This window comes from Streptomyces sp. NPDC006326 (assembly GCF_040612915.1).
In the GTDB taxonomy this organism is placed as follows: Bacteria; Actinomycetota; Actinomycetes; order Streptomycetales; family Streptomycetaceae; genus Streptomyces.
In genome coordinates this window covers 46,521-64,042 of record NZ_JBEXRC010000002.1, presented here as the reverse complement: position 1 = coordinate 64,042, position 17,522 = coordinate 46,521, and the positions used below count along the sequence as shown (strand labels likewise).

Below are 17,522 nucleotides of genomic sequence, written 5' to 3'. Positions count from 1 at the left end.
AACGGGGGGCGGGATGTTCGAACCACTGGAGCCGTCGCGCGGGGGCCCGCTGCCGGACCGGGGCCGTCGGCGCAATGCGGTGAACCTGCTGCTGCTCCTCGCGGGCGTGGGCGGTCTGGCCTTCGGGAGCTGGGCGCTGTACGACGCGTACGCGACCGGTCAGGCGCGCACGGCGAGCCGCGCGCTGATCACCCGGGCCTGTGCCGGGCTGGTGGACCCCGACGAGGTCATGCGCCTGGACGGCGGCGCCGACCGGGTGGTGCTCGGCGGCGAGGACCCCAGCACCATCGACTTCGACACCATTCCGGACCGCTGCGTGCTGAGCCGCCTGGAGGGGGACAGCCTCGGCCGGGAGTTCAAGTACGGCCATTTCACGCTGTCCTTGCAGGGGCTGCCCCAGGCGCGTGACCTGCACCTTTCCGGTGAGGGCTGGAAGCCCCCGTTCGCCGTCCTGCGCTCCGGCCCGCAGGGCGATGTCACCGCGCGGACCACGCTTCCCGACCGGATGCCGCTCGGGGACGGCCGGCTCGGTGACTACGGGCCCGATGACGTCACCGTCGTGGCCCGCTGCGAGCAGCCGGCCAGGGCCGGTACGACCTCGCTGGTCGTGACGGCGGCCTCCCCCAGCACCCGGCACGAGACCGGGGACCGCCCGATCCTGGCGCGCCTGGCCCGCCGGGCCGCCGAACACGCAGCCGAGGAGTACGGCTGCCGCACGGGGCTGCCCGGGCTCCCGGACGAACTGCCCCCTCCGGTGACCGCCCTCGGGCCCGCCGGCGGGCGGACGGACAGCTGCGGCTGGTACGCCGCCCACCTGCGGACGGCGGACCGCGAGCAGTTGCCCGACCGGGCCGCCGGCGTCCCCGTGCCGGGAGCCGCCCGCGAGGAGGGCTGCCTGCTCGCGATGAGCCCCGAGGGGAACGAGCGGGTCCTCGGCCTCCTCACCGGTGCGGAACGGGAGGACGCCGCCACGTCCCTCGGACACTCGCCCTGGTGGCTGCGGACCCGGTCGTACTTCGGTGACGACGCGGCCGCGGTCACGGTGACCGGCGGGCGCAGACCGGACCCGGTGGTCCCCGGGACGGCCGGCCGCACCAAGGACCTGCTCTACGGCTCGATGAGCTGCGCAGGGCGCCCCGCCACCCTCACCATGGTCGTCCCGTACACCTACCGGTCGGTGCTCGGGCCGCGCCTGGACGGGCTGTTCACGGCCTACGCCACCGACACCGCGCAGCGGCGCGGCTGCACCGGACTCGTGCTGCCCGGGCCCGAGTAGGGTCGGGACCATGCCGCCTGCCAAGAAGAAGCCGCGTCGCTACGATCCCGCGAAGATCCGTGCGGCCGTCACCGCGCAGTTCGGACATGTCACCCGGGCCGTCGGCGAGTTGGGGCCCGAGCAGCTGGAACGGCCCAGCGGGGTCGGCGACTGGACCGTGGCCGACCTCGCCGCGCACGTCGCCTGGATCGCGGACTCGCTGGCTTCCGGCCTGGCCCGGCCGCCCGGTGCCGTCGTCGAACTCACCGCCATCGAGTGGCCCTTCGCGACCGCCTCCCTCGCCGGGAAGATCTCCGAGGCCGCCCGGGAGACCCTCGGCGGGGCGCCGTTGCCCGAGCTGTACGAGCGGGCGGCGGCCCGGATGGCAAAGGCGCTCGACACGAACCCCGGCAGCCGGGTGCTGGACCTGTGGGTCGGTGACATGACCCTCGCCGACTTCCTGGTCACCCGCTGCGTGGAGCTGGTGGTCCACACCGACGACCTCAACCGCGCCACCGGACTGGACATCCCGATCGAGCGGCAGGCCCTGGCCGCCTGTACCCGGCTGCTCGCCGACGCCCTGGCGCTGAAGGCCCCGGGCGGCTCGGTCGAGGTGCGGATCCCGCCCTTCGCGGTGGTCCAGTGCATCGAGGGGCCCCGCCACACCCGCGGCACCCCGCCCAACGTGGTGGAGACCGACCCGCTGTCCTGGATCCGGCTGGCCACCGGCCGCGCAGACTGGGCCGCGGCCCTGGAGGACGCCCGGGTGAGGGCCAGCGGGGAGCGGGCCGACCTGTCCGGGCTGCTGCCGGTGATGCGCTGATGCGCTGATGTGGGCGATGTGGGCGATGCGGGCGATGCGGCCGCCGGGGGCGGAACCGGACGGGGGCCGGGCCCGTCCCAGGGACATGCGTACCCTCAGGCACCCCAGAGGGCTCGCCACCGGCGGGCCGGCCCTCGTACCGGTCGCCGTACTGGCCCTCGTGCTGGCCCTGACCGGCTGCGCCGGATCCCCGCAGGACGGGAGCGACCCCGCCATGACCGCACGCTCCTCCGCCACGTCCCCCGTCCCGGACGCCCCGCTGACCGTGACGGACTGGGCCGTGACCTCCCTGTCCGGCGCGCCGGTCCCGGCCGGGTCCACGGGCCGGGCCCGGTTCGCCCTCACCCCCGACGGCACCGCCGCGGGCAGCCTCGGCTGCAACCGGTTCAGCTCCCCGGCCGCCGTCGAGGGCGACAGCGTCACCTTCGGCCCGCTCACCAGCACCCGGATGGCCTGCGAGGGCCCGGCCGGCGAAGTCGAGCGCGCCCTCACCGGCCTGTTCGGCGCGGGCCCGCTCACCTGGCGGATCCAGGGCCGGACCCTCACCCTCACCGCCGCCGACGGCCGGGCCCTGACCGCCGAGGCGGCCTCCGCCGCGGAGTGAGACCGCGGGTCAGGACGGGTACGGGAGGAGCCCCGCGTCGGTGCGCTCCCAGGCCGCCCGCAGCTGCGCCAGCAGAGCCGGCTCGGCCGCCGCCCGGTCGGCCTGCTCGCGCAGGTCCGCCGCCAGGTCGAACAGCTGGTCACGGCCCGACCTGCCCCGGTAGTACTTCCAGTTCCCGCGCCGCAGCGCCCGCTCCCCGCGCACCCGCCAGAACAGGTCCCGCCCGGCCGGCTCCTCACCCCGCAGCAGGTACCCGGCCAGGCTCACCCCGTCCAGCGGGTACGCCCGGTGCGGCCGGGTCCCGGCCACCTCCAGCAGGGTCGCCGTCCAGTCCGGGCTGAACACCGGCACCCGGCTGACCTGGCCGCCGTCGACGCGGGCGGGCCAGCGCAGGATGTTCGGCACCCGGATCCCGCCCTCCTGGAGGGACGCCTTGTTCCCCGACAGCGGCCAGTTGTACGAGAAGCGCTCGCCGCCGTTGTCGCTGGAGAAGACGACCAGGGTGTCCTCCTCCTGGCCCGAGCGCTTCAGCGCCTCCAGCACCCGGCCGACCGAGCGGTCCAGGTCCTCCACCATCTGCCGGTACTTCTCCACCGAGCCACCGTCCTGGTGCCACAGCGCCCGCGCGTCCCCCGCCTTGATCCGCCGGACGATCTCGGCGCTCTCCGCGGTGTCCCCCTCGGCGATCCACGGCCAGTGCGGGGTGGTGAAGTTCAGGTTCAGCAGCCAGGGCTTGCCGTGGTGGTCGCGGGAGACGTACGCGGCGGCCCGCTCCGTGATGATCCGCGTGTAGTAGCGCAGGTCCTTGTACTCGGTGTCGCCCTCGTACAGGTCGTACTCGCCGCCCAGGCCCAGCTTGGAGTAGTACTCCAGCGCCCCGCCGAAGTTGCCGAAGAACTCCTCCCACCCCGACCGGGTCGGGCTGTAGTCCGGCAGGTAGCCCGCGTGCCACTTGCCGATCAGCGCCGTGGCGTAACCGGCGTCCCGCAGCAGCGAGGCCAGCGTCGGGTGCGTGGGGTCCAGGCCCGCCGTCCGGTCCGCGATCGGCTCGGCCAGCCCGCCCTTGGTGCGGCCCGGGTAGCGGCCGGTGTAGAGGCTGAAGCGGGTCGGGGAGCAGGTGGCCGAGCCCGCGTAGGCGTCTGTGAACCGGACCCCTTGGCGGGCGAGCCGGTCCAGGTGAGGGGTCCTGATGTGCGGGGCGCCGTAGGAGGACAGGTCGGCCCAGCCGAGGTCGTCGCCCAGGATGACCAGGATGTTGGGCCGCCGGGAACGGCGCTCGCGGTCGGCCCGGAACTCCCGCTCCCCGGGAGCGGCCTCCCGGGCATCGGCGGAGGCGCTCCCCGACGGCCCGGCCGAGCGGTTGGAGGCGTGGGCGGGAGCCGCCCCCAGCCCCGCCGCGGCGGCCGCGGCGCCCGCTCCGACGGCGCCCCCGAAGGCACGCCGGGACAGCTTGCTGTTGTGCGAAGACACAGGTACTCCAAGGCACGGCTCGCCAGCCTGCCCCCGGCGGGACGCGACAGGGCGCGCCGCACGGCTGGGCGGGCCGGGGCGAAACGGAATGGCGAAAAGGGGATGACCGGTTGCGGCTACGCGAAACAGCGACAGATGGCGCTCGCGACACGGACCAGGTCCACGTGCCGGCGCTCGACGAGGGTGACGTGACGGTCACCGAGAGGCTGCATGGGGCGAGAGCCTGTACGAATGGCCTCGTAGATGTCAACAAATGATCCGCATACCGAGACGGAGGTCCCCGTCACCCTCTGTGCTGTGACATTTCCCGGGCGTCCCCAATTCGGACCAGTGGTCGATCTCGCCTACACTCGGAGGCGTGCCTCGTGGTGATGGACGACTCAACCACGACCTGCTCCCCGGCGAAAAGGGCCCCCAGGACGCTTGCGGCGTCTTCGGTGTCTGGGCTCCGGGTGAAGAGGTCGCCAAGCTCACCTACTTCGGACTGTATGCGCTGCAGCACCGTGGACAAGAGTCCGCGGGAATCGCTGTGAGCAACGGTTCCCAGATCCTCGTCTTCAAGGACATGGGCCTCGTTTCCCAGGTCTTCGACGAAACCTCTCTCGGCTCGCTCCAGGGTCATATCGCGGTCGGTCACGCCCGCTACTCGACCACCGGAGCCTCCGTCTGGGAGAACGCGCAGCCCACCTTCCGCGCGACCGCCCACGGCTCGATCGCCCTGGGTCACAACGGCAACCTGGTGAACACCGCCGAGCTCGCCGAGATGGTCGCCGACCTCCCCCGTCAGGACGGCCGTGCCACCCAGGTGGCGGCCACCAACGACACCGACCTGGTCACCGCCCTGCTCGCGGGGCAGACCGACGAGGACGGCAAGCCCCTGACCATCGAGGAGTCGGCCGCCAAGGTCCTCCCCCAGGTCAAGGGTGCGTTCTCGCTGGTCTTCATGGACGAGGGGACCCTCTACACCGCCCGTGACCCGCAGGGCATCCGCCCGCTGGTCCTCGGCCGCCTGGAGCGCGGCTGGGTGGTCGCGAGCGAGACCGCCGCCCTCGACATCTGCGGCGCCAGCTTCGTCCGCGAGGTCGAGCCGGGCGAGCTCATCGCGATCGACGAGAACGGCCTGCGCACCTCCCGCTTCGCGGAAGCAAAGCCCAAGGGCTGTGTCTTCGAGTACGTGTACCTGGCCCGCCCGGACACGGACATCGCCGGCCGCAACGTCTACCTCTCGCGCGTCGAGATGGGCCGCCGGCTGGCCAAGGAAGCCCCGGTCGAGGCCGACCTGGTGATAGCGACGCCGGAGTCCGGCACGCCCGCCGCCGTCGGCTACGCCGAGGCCAGCGGGATCCCGTACGGCTCGGGCCTGGTCAAGAACGCCTACGTCGGCCGGACCTTCATCCAGCCCTCGCAGACGATCCGCCAGCTCGGCATCCGCCTGAAGCTCAACCCGCTGAAGGAAGTCATCCGGGGCAAGCGCCTCGTGGTCGTCGACGACTCGATCGTCCGCGGCAACACCCAGCGCGCCCTGGTCAAGATGCTCCGCGAGGCCGGCGCGGCCGAGGTCCACATCCGGATCTCCTCGCCGCCGGTGAAGTGGCCGTGCTTCTTCGGCATCGACTTCGCCACCCGGGCCGAGCTGATCGCCAACGGCATGACGGTCGACGAGATCGCCACGTCGCTCGGCGCGGACTCGCTCGCGTACATCTCGCTCGACGCGATGATCGAGGCGACGACCATCCAGAAGCCCAACCTCTGCCGTGCCTGCTTCGACGGCGAGTACCCCATGGAGCTGCCCGACCCGCAGCTGCTGGGCAAGCAGCTCCTGGAGAGCGAGCTCGCGGGCGGCACCGACGCCGCCGACGCGCTCCGCCGGCCGTAACGGCCCGCACCTCCCGCTCAACCTGCGCCGGGCCCCTTCTTTCCGGCTTTTCCGGGGGCCCGGCACCACAGCAGTAACGACACGAAAGCTCTCTCCTGTCATGACAGAGAAGACCACCGGTGCCAGCTACGCAGCAGCAGGTGTCGACATCGAAGCGGGAGACCGCGCCGTCGAGCTGATGAAGGAGTGGGTGAAGAAGACGCAGCGCCCCGAGGTCCTCGGCGGCCTCGGCGGCTTCGCCGGCCTCTTCGACGCCTCTGCCCTCAAGCGCTACGAGCGCCCGCTGCTCGCCTCCGCCACCGACGGGGTCGGCACCAAGGTCGACATCGCGCGCCAGATGGGCGTCTACGACACCATCGGCCACGACCTGGTCGCGATGGTCATGGACGACATCGTCGTCTGCGGTGCCGAGCCGCTCTTCATGACCGACTACATCTGCGTGGGCAAGGTCCACCCGGAGCGGGTCGCGCAGATCGTCAAGGGCATCGCCGAGGGCTGCGTCCTCGCCGGCTGCGCCTTGGTCGGCGGCGAGACCGCCGAGCACCCGGGTCTGCTGGGTCCGGACGACTTCGACGTCGCGGGCGCCGGCACCGGCGTGGTCGAGTACGACCGCCTGCTGGGCGCGGATCGCATCCGTACGGGTGACGCGGTCATCGCCATGGCGTCCTCCGGCCTTCACTCGAACGGGTACTCGCTGGTGCGGCACGTCCTCTTCGACCGGGCCGGGATGTCCCTCGACCGCCACGTCGAGGAGTTCGGCCGGACCCTCGGCGAGGAACTGCTGGAGCCGACCAAGATCTACTCGCTGGACTGCCTGGCCCTCACCCGGACGGCCGAGGTGCACGCCTACTCGCACATCACCGGCGGCGGCCTCGCGGCGAACCTGGCCCGGGTGATCCCGGACCACCTGCACGCCACGGTCGACCGGTCGACCTGGGCCCCGGGCGCGGTCTTCGACCTGGTCGGCAAGGCGGGCCGGGTCGAGCAGCTGGAGCTGGAGAAGACCCTGAACATGGGCGTCGGCATGATGGCCGTCGTCCCGCAGGAGTCGGTGGACGTGGCCCTGACCGCACTGGCCGACCGGGGCGTGGACTCCTGGGTCGCCGGCGAGATCCTGGACCGCGGCGACCACACCGAGGGCGCGACCCTGACCGGGTCGTACGCGAGCTGAGACAGCACGGAAACCCGGTCCGGGGCGGGGCCCTGGACCGGGTTACGTGTTGTTCTGGCTGCTCAGCCGGGGGTCAGCGGGAGCGCTGCCGTCCGAGTGGTGCAGACGCGAAGCGTCAAGCGCCGCGACGGTGGGCCGACGGACCGGACTCCTCGTCCTCGTCGTCGTCCTCGTCGTTGTACAGATCCGCGTACTTGGCGTACGGGTCGTCGTCGTCCAGATCGTCATCGACTTCGACCGGCTCGCTGACAGGCAGCAGCGGTTCCGTCGGCGATGCGCCCAGCTCGTTGGCCAGACGCGAGAGGTCAGTCCCGCCGCTGTTGTACTTCAGCTGGCGGGCGACCTTTGTCTGCTTGGCCTTGGCCCGGCCGCGCCCCATGGCTCGACCCCCTCGGTGACGGGGCTCGACGGCCCCAGAGTCTGACACGCGTTCATGGTTCGGAGCGGGCTCTCCGTGGAGAGACCGTCCGTAGGGGTTTAACGGTACCTGCTTCCGCGGCCATACGGTACGCCGCCCGCATGACGTGCCCCGGTGCAGGACCATCGAGGCGCCCCGTCCTCGCTGGTCAGCTGCGATTTTAACCCTTTCCTGGCGGGCGACCCGCCGAAGTGCAGTGAGTTCCGTCTCGCCGCAACCCCGGCGGGCGCACGCAGGGGGCCTACGGAGCCTGGGTCGCGGCCTTCGCGGTGCGAGCGGCGCGGGCCTCGGCCATCCGCTGCTCGGCGATGCGGTCGGCGGCCGCGGCCGGCGGGATCCCGTCGGCCTTCGCGCGAGCAAAGATCTCCAGCGTGGTGTCGAAGATCTTCGTCGCCTTGGCCTTGCAGCGGTCGAAGTCGAAGCCGTGCAGCTCGTCGGCGACCTGGATGACCCCGCCCGCGTTGACCACGTAGTCGGGCGCGTAGAGGATGCCGCGGTCCGCGAGATCCTTCTCCACGCCCGGGTGGGCGAGCTGGTTGTTGGCGGCGCCGCACACGACCCTGGCGGTCAGGACGGGCACCGTCTCGTCGTTCAGCGCGCCGCCGAGGGCGCACGGAGCGTAGATGTCGAGGCCCTCGGTGCGGATCAGCGCATCCGTGTCGGCCACGGCGGTGACCTGCGGGTGCTTGTCGAGGACGCGGCGGACGGACTCCTCACGGACATCGGTGATCACGACCTCGGCACCGTCTTCGAGCAGGTGCTCGACGAGGTAGTGGCCGACCTTGCCGACGCCCGCGACGCCGACCTTGCGGCCGCGCAGGGTCGGGTCGCCCCACAGGTGCTGGGCGCTGGCCCGCATGCCCTGGAAGACGCCGAAGGCCGTGAGCACGGAGGAGTCGCCGGCGCCGCCGTTCTCCGGCGAGCGGCCGGTGGCCCAGCGGGTCTCCCGTGCCACGACGTCCATGTCCGCCACGTAGGTGCCGACGTCGCACGCCGTCACGTAGCGGCCCCCGAGGGATTCGACGAAGCGGCCGTAGGCGAGCAGCAGTTCCTCGGTCTTGATGACGTCCGGGTCGCCGATGATCACGGCCTTGCCGCCGCCGAGGTCGAGCCCGGCGAGGGCGTTCTTGTACGACATGCCGCGCGAGAGGTTCAGCGCGTCGAGGACGGCCTCCTCGTCCGAGGCGTACGCGTGGAAGCGCGTGCCACCGAGGGCGGGGCCCAGGGCGGTGGAGTGGATCGCGATGACGGCCTTCAGGCCGGAGGCTCGGTCCTGGCACAGCACGACTTGCTCGTGACCGCCCTGTTCCGAACGGAACAGGGTGTGCAGGACGCCGTCGGTCATTTCGGTCACGGTGGTGACTCCCATGGAAGAGATGCGGCGGAATGACGCCCGCCCTGCGGGTGGGGGAGGGCGTGCTGGGAGCAGCGTAAGACCTCTGGGGCGTGTGCAGTCGAGCTGTCCGGAGATCGGAACACTCCCGGAGTACGCGGGCCCGCCGGAGTAGCTCCGGGCGGCGCGGGGGAGTACGTGAGCGTGAGCGAATCCTCCGACCCCCGGCTGCCCTCCGCACGCTCGGCGCCGACCGTCCCGTACGCCTCCTACCTGCGCGTCTACGAGCCCCTGGCGGCCTTCGCGGAGCCGGAGCGCACGCACTGGGCCTCGTACGCCCTGCGCGGGGCCATTCCCACCGCCCAGGACGAACTGCGCCGGTCGCTCTCCGATTTGGTGCGGGTGCCCGTGGTGGGGGTGCCGGCGCACGAGAGCGCCGACGCCTTCACCGCCGAGGTGGACGGGGTGCTGCTGGTGTGCCCGTGGCGGACCAGGCTGCGGGGCTGGCTGGCGCTGCAGGAGCTGGTGGAGAACTTCCCGCTGCCGGTGCTGGACGCGGCCCTGCCGCCGGTCACCAGGCGCCGGGCGGCGCAGGAGTACGAGCGCTGGCGCGAGCGGAACCCGGACGCGCGCCCGTGGATCCGCACCGCGGTGTGGCAGGTGCCGTTGCGCTGGTTCGTGCTGTTCTCCGACGAGGAACGGGAGTACGCCCCGGGCGAACGGCTGCGCTACCGGACGCCGATGGTCCAGGCCCGCAGGCGGCTCGCCCGCGGGCTGCGCACCCTGCGGGAGGCGGACGGCTTCGGCGTGCTCGCGGAGGGGCTGGTGGAGGTGGGGAGCTGGCTGGAGGAGTTCCATCCGCGCTCGATGGTCGAACTGGACTACGGGGGCCTGGTGTACGCCCTCTCGCCCGACCGGCTGGCGGCCGACCGCTCGGCCCGTGACGTGGCGGTGGGCATCGCGGCGCTGCGGGCGGGAGACGCGGTGGGGGCGGCCGAGGCGTACGAGGAGCTGGTGGACCGCTGGCGGGAGGTCCGGGAGCGGTTGTTCGCGAACTGACGACGTGATCCGGCCCACACTCCGGCGTGGAGGGCGCGTCGCCCGCGTACCGTGCGTATCGGTCGATCGGCCATAAGTGGCTGATCGGAGGCGGGATCGGCATATTCGGGGCCTTGTTCCGGGACCTACGTCCCGATCCGGGCCATTGCCTCAAGCGTGACGGACCGCACTAACCACGCCCTTGCGCCCTTCCCCTACCCTCGTGCCAAAATAGGACAAGGAGTCCGGGGAGGGTTCCTTCCGCCCAACTAAGGGCGGAATGCTCGGCATTGCACTCTACGGGGGGTCTGAGGACTCCTGATCGCTCTGTGACTGATCGTTACAGTGAGGTGACTGTCCGTTATGGGACGGTCCATCGGGCTTCCGCCGCTGATGAACACCTCGGAGGGCAATTCCGTCGGTTTGGCCGTCGAGGCTGGACGGATGGTGTAGTTGTAGTGCCGAGGACAAGCCGTTCGTCCTATAACCGACTCGGCCCGCGTATGTCCATTTCGGGCAACGCGGGCCAAGGTGCAGAATTTAGAGGAAAGAACCGAGATGGTTCGGTTCTCCCGAGGAGGCCGCTCATGACCGCTCGCACCCCTGATGCCGAGCCGCTGCTGACCCCGGCTGAGGTTGCCACGATGTTCCGCGTGGACCCGAAGACGGTCACCCGTTGGGCCAAGGCTGGCAAGCTCACGTCCATCCGCACCCTGGGTGGACACCGCCGTTACCGCGAGGCCGAGGTTCGCGCACTGCTGGCGGGAATTCCCCAGCAGCGCAGCGAGGCCTGAGACCCCGCAACAGCACCCCTGTTTTAACGGGTTATCGGATCCCCCAATCCGATGAAACCCACATGGCTTCATACGGCCGGACCTGCCCCAACAGGTTCTCCGCCGTCGATCGCGCTGGACTCCGCCGGGTCCAGCGCGATCTTTTTTATGTCCTGCGGAGGCCTCTCAGGGAGAGGTGCCATTGCACATATTAAATCGAGCGCTCGTAGGGGTGCGATAAAGGTGCGGCTCTCGAAAACTCATGTGGTGAGTCCCGTCACAGTTGATCACTCTTGTACATCCGGCAATGCACCCGTAAGGGGACGTGCAGCGCAGAGCGCCTCACGCGGACGGGGGATTTTCCGGGGCACGGAGCGGGGGCGGCCGGGGAGGCGGCCAGGCCCGAGGGGTGGCGCGGCCGGGCAGGGCCCGCACGACGAAGCAGGGCCCGCGTCCCCGGGGGGATGCGGGCCCTGCTGTTGTTGCGATCCTGACGGGACTTGAACCCGCGACCTCCACCTTGACAGGGTGGCGAGCTAACCAACTGCTCCACAGGACCTTGGCTGCGAGTCAGACTGTACAGCAGGTCAGGCGGTGCGGTCGAACCGGATCGGGCCGTCCTACGGGGCGAGCGCGTCCACCGCCTTCACGATCCGCTTGTCGGAGACGGGGTACGCCGTCCCCAGCGCGTGCGCGAAGTAGCTCACCCGCAGCTCCTCGATCATCCAGCGGATGTCGGTGACCGCCGAGGGCACGGGCCGCCCCTTCGGGAGCTGTTCCAGCAGCCAGGCGTACTCGTCCTGCATCTCGTGGACCTTCTGCATGCGCGTGGTGTCGCGCTGGACGGCCGTGGGCATCTGCTGGAGCCGCCGGTCGGCCGCCACCAGATAGCGCATCAGGTCGGGCAGCCGGCGCAGTCCCGTGAGCGTCACGAAGCCGGGCGGCACGAGGGCCGCCAGCTGCGTCTTGACGTCCTGGACGTTGGCCACCAGGGCGAGGCTGTTCGTGGCCTTCAGACGGCGCTCACAGGCCTGCCAGGCGGCCAGCACCTGCTGCACCTGGCCCACCGCCCGTACGGTCGTGTCCACCAGGTCGGCGCGGACGGCCTCGTAGAGCCTGCGGAAGCCCGCCTCGTCCCAGGCCGGCCCGCCGTGGTCGGCGATCAGCTTGTCGGTCGCGGCCGTCGCACAGTCGTCGAACAGGGCCTGGACGGAGCCGTGCGGATTGCGCGACAGGGCCAGCTTCTGCTGGTTGCCCAGGTGGTCCGAGGCGAACTTCGCCGGGTTGACCGGGATGTTGAGCAGGATCAGCCGCCGGGTGCCCAGCCACATCGCCTGCTGCTGCTCGGCCTCGGTGTCGAAGAGGCGGACGGAGACGCTCGTCCCCTCGTCCACCAGCGCCGGATACGCCTTCACCGGCTGGCCCGCCCGCCGGGTCTCGAAGACCCGGGTCAGGGTGCCGATGGTCCAGTCGGTCAGCCCCGAGCGCTCCACCGACTCCCCGCCCGCCCGCTCGGCGGTCGCCGCGGCGGCCTTGGACAGGGCCTGGCGCGCCTTCGGCTTGAGCCGCAGGCGCAGGGCCTCCAGGTCCTTGTCCTCGGCGATCTTCTTGCGGCGCTCGTCGACGATCCGGAAGGTGACCTTGAGGTGGTCCGGGATGCGGGAGAGGTCGAAGTCCTCGGCCGAGACCGGCACCCCGACCATGCGCTGGAGTTCGCGCGCCAGGGTGACCGGCAGCGGCTCCTGCAGGGGCACCGCCGTGTCCAGGAAGCGGGCCGCGAAGTTCGGCGCGGGCACGTAGTTGCGCCGGATCGGCTTGGGCAGCGAGCGGATCAGCTCCGTCACCACCTCCTCGCGCAGGCCCGGGATCTGCCAGTCGAAGCCCTCGTCGGTGACCTGGTTGAGCACCTGGAGCGGAATGTGCACGGTCACGCCGTCCGCGTCCGCGCCCGGCTCGAACTGGTAGGTCACCCGGAACTTCAGCCGGCCCTGCTGCCAGGAGTCCGGATAGTCGGCCTTGGTGACCCCGGCCGCCTTCTCCGTCAGCAGCATCTCGCGCTCGAAGTCGAGGAGTTCGGGCTCCTCGCGCCGCTTGTGCTTCCACCAGGAGTCGAAGTGCGCCCCGGAGACCACGTGCTCGGGGATCCGCTGGTCGTAGAAGTCGAACAGGGTCTCGTCGTCGACCACGATGTCCCGGCGCCGCGCCCGGTTCTCCAGCTCCTCCACCTCGGTGAGGAGCTTGCGGTTGTCGGCGTAGAACTTGTGGTGCGTGCGCCAGTCGCCCTCGACCAGGGCGTTGCGGATGAACAGCTCGCGCGAGACCTCGGGGTCGATCCGCCCGTAGTTGATCTTCCGCTGGGCGACGATCGGCACGCCGTACAGCGTGACCTTCTCGTACGCCATCACGGCCGCCTGGTCCTTCTCCCAGTGCGGCTCGCTGTACGTGCGCTTGATCAGGTGCTGGGCGAGCGGCTCGACCCACTCGGGCTCCACCTTGGCGTTGACCCGCGCCCACAGGCGGGAGGTCTCCACCAGCTCCGCCGACATCAGGAACCTCGGCTGCTTCTTGAACAGCGCCGAGCCCGGGAAGACCGCGAACTTGGCGCCGCGGGCACCGAGGTACTCGTTCTTGTCGGTGTCCTTCAGGCCGATGTGCGACAGCAGGCCGGCCAGGAGGGAGACGTGGACGCTGGTCTCCGGGGCGTCGGCCTCGTTGACGTGGATGCCCATCGTCTTCGCGACCGTGCGCAGCTGCGAGTAGATGTCCTGCCACTCGCGGATCCGCAGGAAGTTCAGGTACTCCTGCTTGCACATCCGGCGGAAGGAGGAGGAACCGCGTTCCTTCTGCTGCTCGCGGATGTAGCGCCACATGTTCAGGAACGACAGGAAGTCGCTGGTCTCGTCCTTGAAGCGGGCGTGGTGCTGGTCCGCCTGGGTCTGCTTGTCCGAGGGGCGCTCGCGCGGGTCCTGGATGGACAGGGCCGCCGCGATGACCATGACCTCGCGGACGCAGTTGTTCTTGTCCGCCTCCACGACCATGCGGGCCAGGCGCGGGTCCACGGGCAGCTGGGAGAGCTGGCGGCCCATCTGCGTGAGCCGCTTCTTCGGATCCTTCTCGGCGGGGTCCAGGGCCCCGAGCTCCTGGAGGAGCTGGACGCCGTCGCGGATGTTGCGGTGGTCCGGCGGGTCGATGAACGGGAACTTCTCGATCTCGCCGAGGCCGGCCGCGGTCATCTGGAGGATGACGGAGGCCAGGTTCGTGCGCAGGATCTCGGCGTCCGTGAACTCCGGGCGGGCGTTGAAGTCGTCCTCGGAGTAGAGCCGGATGCAGATGCCGTCGCTGGTACGGCCGCAGCGGCCCTTGCGCTGGTTGGCGCTGGCCTGCGAGATCCGCTCGATCGGCAGCCGCTGGACCTTGGTGCGGTGGCTGTAACGGGAGATCCGGGCGTTGCCCGGGTCGATCACGTACTTGATGCCGGGGACGGTCAGGGAGGTCTCGGCGACGTTCGTGGCCAGGACGATCCGGCGGCCCGTGTGCTGCTGGAAGACGCGGTGCTGCTCGGCGTGCGAGAGGCGGGCGTAGAGCGGCAGTACCTCCGTGAAGCGGAGCTTCTTCTTGATCAGGGCGTCCGCCGTGTCGCGGATCTCGCGCTCGCCGGAGAGGAAGACCAGGATGTCGCCCGGCCCCTCGGCCTGGAGCTCGTCGACCGCGTCGCAGATCGCGGTGATCTGGTCCCGGTCGCTGTCCTCGCCCTCCTCTTCGAGGAGCGGGCGGTAGCGGACCTCCACCGGGTACGTACGGCCGCTGACCTCGACGATCGGGGCGTCGCCGAAGTGGCGGGAGAAGCGCTCCGGGTCGATCGTCGCCGAGGTGATCACGACCTTCAGGTCGGGGCGCTTCGGCAGCAGCTGGGACAGGTAGCCCAGCAGGAAGTCGATGTTCAGGGACCGCTCGTGGGCCTCGTCGATGATGATCGTGTCGTACGCGCGCAGCTCGCGGTCCGTCTGGATCTCGGCGAGCAGGATGCCGTCGGTCATCAGCTTCACGAAGGTCGCGTCCTGGTCCACCTGGTCGGTGAAGCGGACCTTCCAGCCGACGGTCTGCCCGATCTCGGACTTCAGCTCCTCGGCGATGCGCTCCGCGACCGTGCGGGCGGCGATGCGGCGGGGCTGGGTGTGCCCGATCATCCCGCGGACGCCGCGGCCCAGCTCCATGCAGATCTTGGGGATCTGCGTGGTCTTGCCGGAGCCGGTCTCGCCCGCGACGATCACGACCTGGTGGTCGCGTATCGCCTCGGCGATCTCGTCCTTCTTCTGGCTGACGGGCAGGTTCTCGGGATACGTGACCTCCGGCATCCGCGAGGCACGGCCGGCCAGTCGCGCGGCGGCCTTCTCGGCCTCCGCGGCGATCTCGTCGAGCACGGCCTGCCTGGCCTCGGGTTTGCGGATGCGGCGGGCGCCTTCGAGGCGGCGGCCGAGGCGGTGGGCGTCCCGGAGGGAGATCTCACCGAGAAGCGTCTGCAGGGCGGCGAAGGAAGTAGACATACCTGGTCGAGGATCTCACCTGGTCCCGCCGGGTGGCGAACGCATTTGTCGGGGGGACCCGTACCATTTCGGGACGAGTCCCCCGACCCCGTCCGTGAGAGGCCCCACGTATGCCGAGCAGGTCGCACCGCGGCGTGTGGGGCCTGCTTGTGGCCGCCGTACTGGCGGTGCTCTGCGCCTGGGGCGGGACGTCCCTTTCCCCGGCCCCGGTCCTCGCCGCTCCGCACGCCGCGCACCCGCCCGCCCCGGCCCTGCCGGATGCCCGTGCGTACGCCTTCCCGGCCGGCCCGGCTCCCGGGGGCGCGCCTGCTGCCACCGCCGGGACGGCCCGCGCGGAGGATGCGGGCCGCGCGGCAGGAGGCCGGGGCGGGCGGTGTGCTCCTGCGCAGCAGGGGCCCGACGGGACGCCCGGGGTTCCCGCACGGGCCGGGTCGCACGCGGAGCACTGCGTCGCGTCCGCGAGCCGGCCGGTGCCCTGGGGCGCCGCCGCGCCCGGGGCGGCGCCCCGCGCCCCGGCGCCCGTTCGCGCGCCCGGAGGGCCCGCCCCGGGGCCCGTGGAGCTGTCCGTGATGCGGGTGTAGGAGGACCGGTCGCATTCCGCCGGTCCGATCCGCCACCCGTAGCCCTGGAGCACCCGTATGCCCTCTTCCACCCGTACGTCCTCTTCCGCCCGGGCCTCCGCCCGGCGCAAGCCGCTGCTGATCTGCGCGGGGGTCGCCCTCACCGCGGCCGCCCTCGGCCTCGTGTCCTGGCAGGCCGCCGACTCCGGTGAGGCCCCCGCCCGGCCCGCGGCGGCGCCCGCGCCCCGGGCCGCCGATTCCCCGCTCACCAAGCTCGCCCGGCGCGAGGCCGGGGACAAGCTCGCCGTCGGGCGGCCCGACGCCCCCGTCGTACTGATCGAGTACTCCGACTTCAAGTGCGGCTACTGCGGCAAGTTCGCCCGCGACACCGAACCCGAACTGATGAGGAAGTACGTCGCGGACGGCACCCTGCGCATCGAGTGGCGCAACTTCCCGATCTTCGGCGCGGAGTCCGAGGCGGCGGCCCGGGCCGCCTGGGCGGCGGGGCAGCAGGACCGCTTCCTGCCGTTCCACACCGCCGCCTACGCCGAGGGCGCGAAGCAGAAGGGCTTCGGCGAGGCGCGGCTCCTGGAGCTCGCCCGGGAGGCGGGCGTCCCGGACCTGGAGCGCTTCGAGAAGGACCTGGCGGGCGAGGAGGCGGCTGCCGCCCTGGCGAAGGACCGGGAGGAGGGGTACCGCATCGGCGTGAGCTCCACCCCGTCCTTCCTGGTGGGCGGACGGCCGGTCGCGGGCGCCCAGCCGCTCGCCGCCTTCGAGGCCGCGATCGCCGCGGCGAAGGCGCAGGCGGGCAGGTGAACCACGTCGGCTACCTGGCCGCCCTGCTGGGCGGCCTCCTCGCCCTGCTCAGCCCGTGCAGCGCGCTGCTGCTGCCGGCCTTCTTCGCGTACTCGATCGACTCCGCCTCGCGGCTGCTCGCGCGGACCGGGATCTTCTACGCCGGGCTCGCGAGCACCCTCGTACCGCTGGGCGCGGCCGGTTCGTACGCCGGGCGGTTCTTCCACGGCCACCGCGACGCGCTGGTGACCGGCGGAGGCTGGCTGATCATCGGGCTCGGGCTCGCGCAGGTCCTGGGCCTCGGCTTCGCCCCCAAGCGGCTCGCACAGGCGTCGGGGCGGATCCGGCCGACCACCGCCCTGTCGGTGTACGCCCTCGGCGCGGTCTACGGGCTGGCCGGCTTCTGCGCCGGCCCCATCCTGGGCAGCGTCCTGACGGTGGCCGCGGTCAGCGGCAGCCCGGTGTACGGGGGCCTGCTGCTCGCGGTGTACGCGCTCGGCATGGCGGTGCCGCTGTTCGTGCTGGCGCTGCTGTGGGAGCGGTTCGACCTGGGGCGCCGGCGCTGGCTGCGCGGGCGGGCCGTCCGGGTGGGCCGCTTCGGGCTGCACACCACCTCGCTGCTGTCCGGGCTGTTCTTCATCACCCTCGGGGTGCTGTTCCTCGCGTACGACGGGGCCGGTGCGCTGCCCGGGCTGCTCGACGTGGACGAGTCCTTTGCGGTGGAGCAGCGGGTCCGGGCGGTCGCGGATGCGGTCCCGGACGGGGCCCTGCTCGGGCTGGTGGCCGGGGGAGCACTCCTCGTGGGCGTGGCCCGGTGGCGGCGCACGGCCCGGGAGACGGCGGGGAGGGAGTAATGCGGAAG

Annotated in this window: 14 protein-coding genes and 1 tRNA gene; 9 read left to right on the top strand and 6 right to left on the bottom strand. The window is 71.6% G+C overall.

What is annotated here, in order from left to right; all coding sequences use genetic code 11:
• The first annotated feature begins 13 nt into the window (after positions 1-13).
• The 3 genes from ABZ128_RS01935 to ABZ128_RS01925 all read left to right on the top strand — a co-directional run bounded on the left by ABZ128_RS01935 (position 14) and on the right by ABZ128_RS01925 (position 2,682).
• Positions 14-1,276 (top strand): hypothetical protein, encoded by a 1,263-nt coding sequence (locus ABZ128_RS01935; RefSeq protein ID WP_356845511.1) that lies wholly within the window; start codon positions 14-16, stop codon positions 1,274-1,276.
• 10 nt (positions 1,277-1,286) lie between these two features.
• Positions 1,287-2,078 carry a sterol carrier family protein gene (locus ABZ128_RS01930; protein WP_356845510.1) on the top strand — a complete coding sequence of 264 codons (792 nt, stop codon included), beginning with the start codon at positions 1,287-1,289 and terminating at the stop codon, positions 2,076-2,078.
• Between the two features lie 85 nt (positions 2,079-2,163).
• Entirely contained in the window at positions 2,164-2,682 is a 519-nt protein-coding gene (locus ABZ128_RS01925; protein ID WP_356845509.1) for an META domain-containing protein, read from the top strand.
• 9 nt (positions 2,683-2,691) lie between these two features.
• On the opposite strand, the gene ABZ128_RS01920 is transcribed toward ABZ128_RS01925, so the two are convergent.
• Positions 2,692-4,152, bottom strand: a complete 1,461-nt coding sequence (locus tag ABZ128_RS01920) for a sulfatase-like hydrolase/transferase (protein ID WP_356845508.1) — start codon at positions 4,150-4,152, stop codon at positions 2,692-2,694.
• A 116-nt stretch (positions 4,153-4,268) separates the two neighbouring features.
• The gene (locus tag ABZ128_RS01915; protein WP_356845507.1) at positions 4,269-4,364 is read right to left on the bottom strand and encodes a putative leader peptide; all 96 of its coding nucleotides are present in this window, start codon (positions 4,362-4,364) and stop codon (positions 4,269-4,271) included.
• A 146-nt stretch (positions 4,365-4,510) separates the two neighbouring features.
• On the opposite strand from ABZ128_RS01915, the gene purF reads away from it, so the two are divergent.
• Together purF and purM are read left to right on the top strand one after the other, a co-directional pair.
• A complete protein-coding gene (gene purF / locus ABZ128_RS01910) occupies positions 4,511-6,028 on the top strand; it encodes an amidophosphoribosyltransferase (RefSeq protein WP_356845506.1) in 1,518 nt (505 codons plus the stop codon).
• 100 nt (positions 6,029-6,128) lie between these two features.
• Entirely contained in the window at positions 6,129-7,199 is a 1,071-nt protein-coding gene (gene purM / locus ABZ128_RS01905; protein ID WP_356845505.1) for a phosphoribosylformylglycinamidine cyclo-ligase, read from the top strand.
• A 115-nt stretch (positions 7,200-7,314) separates the two neighbouring features.
• On the opposite strand, the gene ABZ128_RS01900 is transcribed toward purM, so the two are convergent.
• Both ABZ128_RS01900 and ABZ128_RS01895 read right to left on the bottom strand, forming a co-directional pair.
• Positions 7,315-7,578 (bottom strand): DUF3073 domain-containing protein, encoded by a 264-nt coding sequence (locus ABZ128_RS01900; protein WP_356845708.1) that lies wholly within the window; start codon positions 7,576-7,578, stop codon positions 7,315-7,317.
• A gap of 280 nt (positions 7,579-7,858) precedes the next feature.
• Positions 7,859-8,971 (bottom strand): Glu/Leu/Phe/Val dehydrogenase dimerization domain-containing protein, encoded by a 1,113-nt coding sequence (locus ABZ128_RS01895; RefSeq protein WP_356845504.1) that lies wholly within the window; start codon positions 8,969-8,971, stop codon positions 7,859-7,861.
• 183 nt (positions 8,972-9,154) lie between these two features.
• Between ABZ128_RS01895 and ABZ128_RS01890 the strand changes: the two genes are divergently transcribed.
• On the top strand, positions 9,155-10,009 hold the full coding sequence (locus ABZ128_RS01890) for a hypothetical protein (RefSeq protein ID WP_356845503.1): 855 nt from the start codon (positions 9,155-9,157) through the stop codon (positions 10,007-10,009).
• Between the two features lie 566 nt (positions 10,010-10,575).
• Complete coding sequence (gene bldC, locus ABZ128_RS01885) at positions 10,576-10,782, top strand: developmental transcriptional regulator BldC (RefSeq protein ID WP_003949541.1); 207 nt, start codon at positions 10,576-10,578, stop codon at positions 10,780-10,782.
• Positions 10,783-11,246: 464 nt separating this feature from the next.
• Here the strand turns inward: bldC and ABZ128_RS01880 are convergent.
• Together ABZ128_RS01880 and hrpA are read right to left on the bottom strand one after the other, a co-directional pair.
• Positions 11,247-11,320 (bottom strand) — tRNA-Asp (locus ABZ128_RS01880).
• Between the two features lie 61 nt (positions 11,321-11,381).
• Positions 11,382-15,305 (bottom strand): ATP-dependent RNA helicase HrpA, encoded by a 3,924-nt coding sequence (hrpA, locus tag ABZ128_RS01875; RefSeq protein WP_356845502.1) that lies wholly within the window; start codon positions 15,303-15,305, stop codon positions 11,382-11,384.
• A 638-nt stretch (positions 15,306-15,943) separates the two neighbouring features.
• Here hrpA and ABZ128_RS01870 point away from each other — a divergent pair.
• Both ABZ128_RS01870 and ABZ128_RS01865 read left to right on the top strand, forming a co-directional pair.
• A complete protein-coding gene (locus ABZ128_RS01870) occupies positions 15,944-16,681 on the top strand; it encodes a thioredoxin domain-containing protein (RefSeq protein WP_356845501.1) in 738 nt (245 codons plus the stop codon).
• Positions 16,678-17,514 (top strand): cytochrome c biogenesis CcdA family protein, encoded by an 837-nt coding sequence (locus ABZ128_RS01865; protein WP_356845500.1) that lies wholly within the window; start codon positions 16,678-16,680, stop codon positions 17,512-17,514. Before ABZ128_RS01870 ends, ABZ128_RS01865 begins: the two co-directional genes overlap by 4 nt.
• Positions 17,515-17,522: the final 8 nt, after the last annotated feature.

Bases quoted from the DNA above. Each gene is read 5' to 3' on its own strand.
- ABZ128_RS01915 (WP_356845507.1), bottom strand. From the start codon at position 4,364: ATGCAGCCTCTCGGTGACCGTCACGTCACCCTCGTCGAGCGCCGGCAC.
- ABZ128_RS01930 (WP_356845510.1), top strand. From the start codon at position 1,287: ATGCCGCCTGCCAAGAAGAAGCCGCGTCGCTACGATCCCGCGAAGATC.
- ABZ128_RS01935 (WP_356845511.1), top strand. From the start codon at position 14: ATGTTCGAACCACTGGAGCCGTCGCGCGGGGGCCCGCTGCCGGACCGG.
- ABZ128_RS01870 (WP_356845501.1), top strand. From the start codon at position 15,944: ATGCCCTCTTCCACCCGTACGTCCTCTTCCGCCCGGGCCTCCGCCCGG.
- bldC (WP_003949541.1), top strand. From the start codon at position 10,576: ATGACCGCTCGCACCCCTGATGCCGAGCCGCTGCTGACCCCGGCTGAG.
- purM (WP_356845505.1), top strand. From the start codon at position 6,129: ATGACAGAGAAGACCACCGGTGCCAGCTACGCAGCAGCAGGTGTCGAC.
- hrpA (WP_356845502.1), bottom strand. From the start codon at position 15,305: ATGTCTACTTCCTTCGCCGCCCTGCAGACGCTTCTCGGTGAGATCTCC.
- ABZ128_RS01925 (WP_356845509.1), top strand. From the start codon at position 2,164: ATGCGTACCCTCAGGCACCCCAGAGGGCTCGCCACCGGCGGGCCGGCC.
- ABZ128_RS01900 (WP_356845708.1), bottom strand. From the start codon at position 7,578: ATGGGGCGCGGCCGGGCCAAGGCCAAGCAGACAAAGGTCGCCCGCCAG.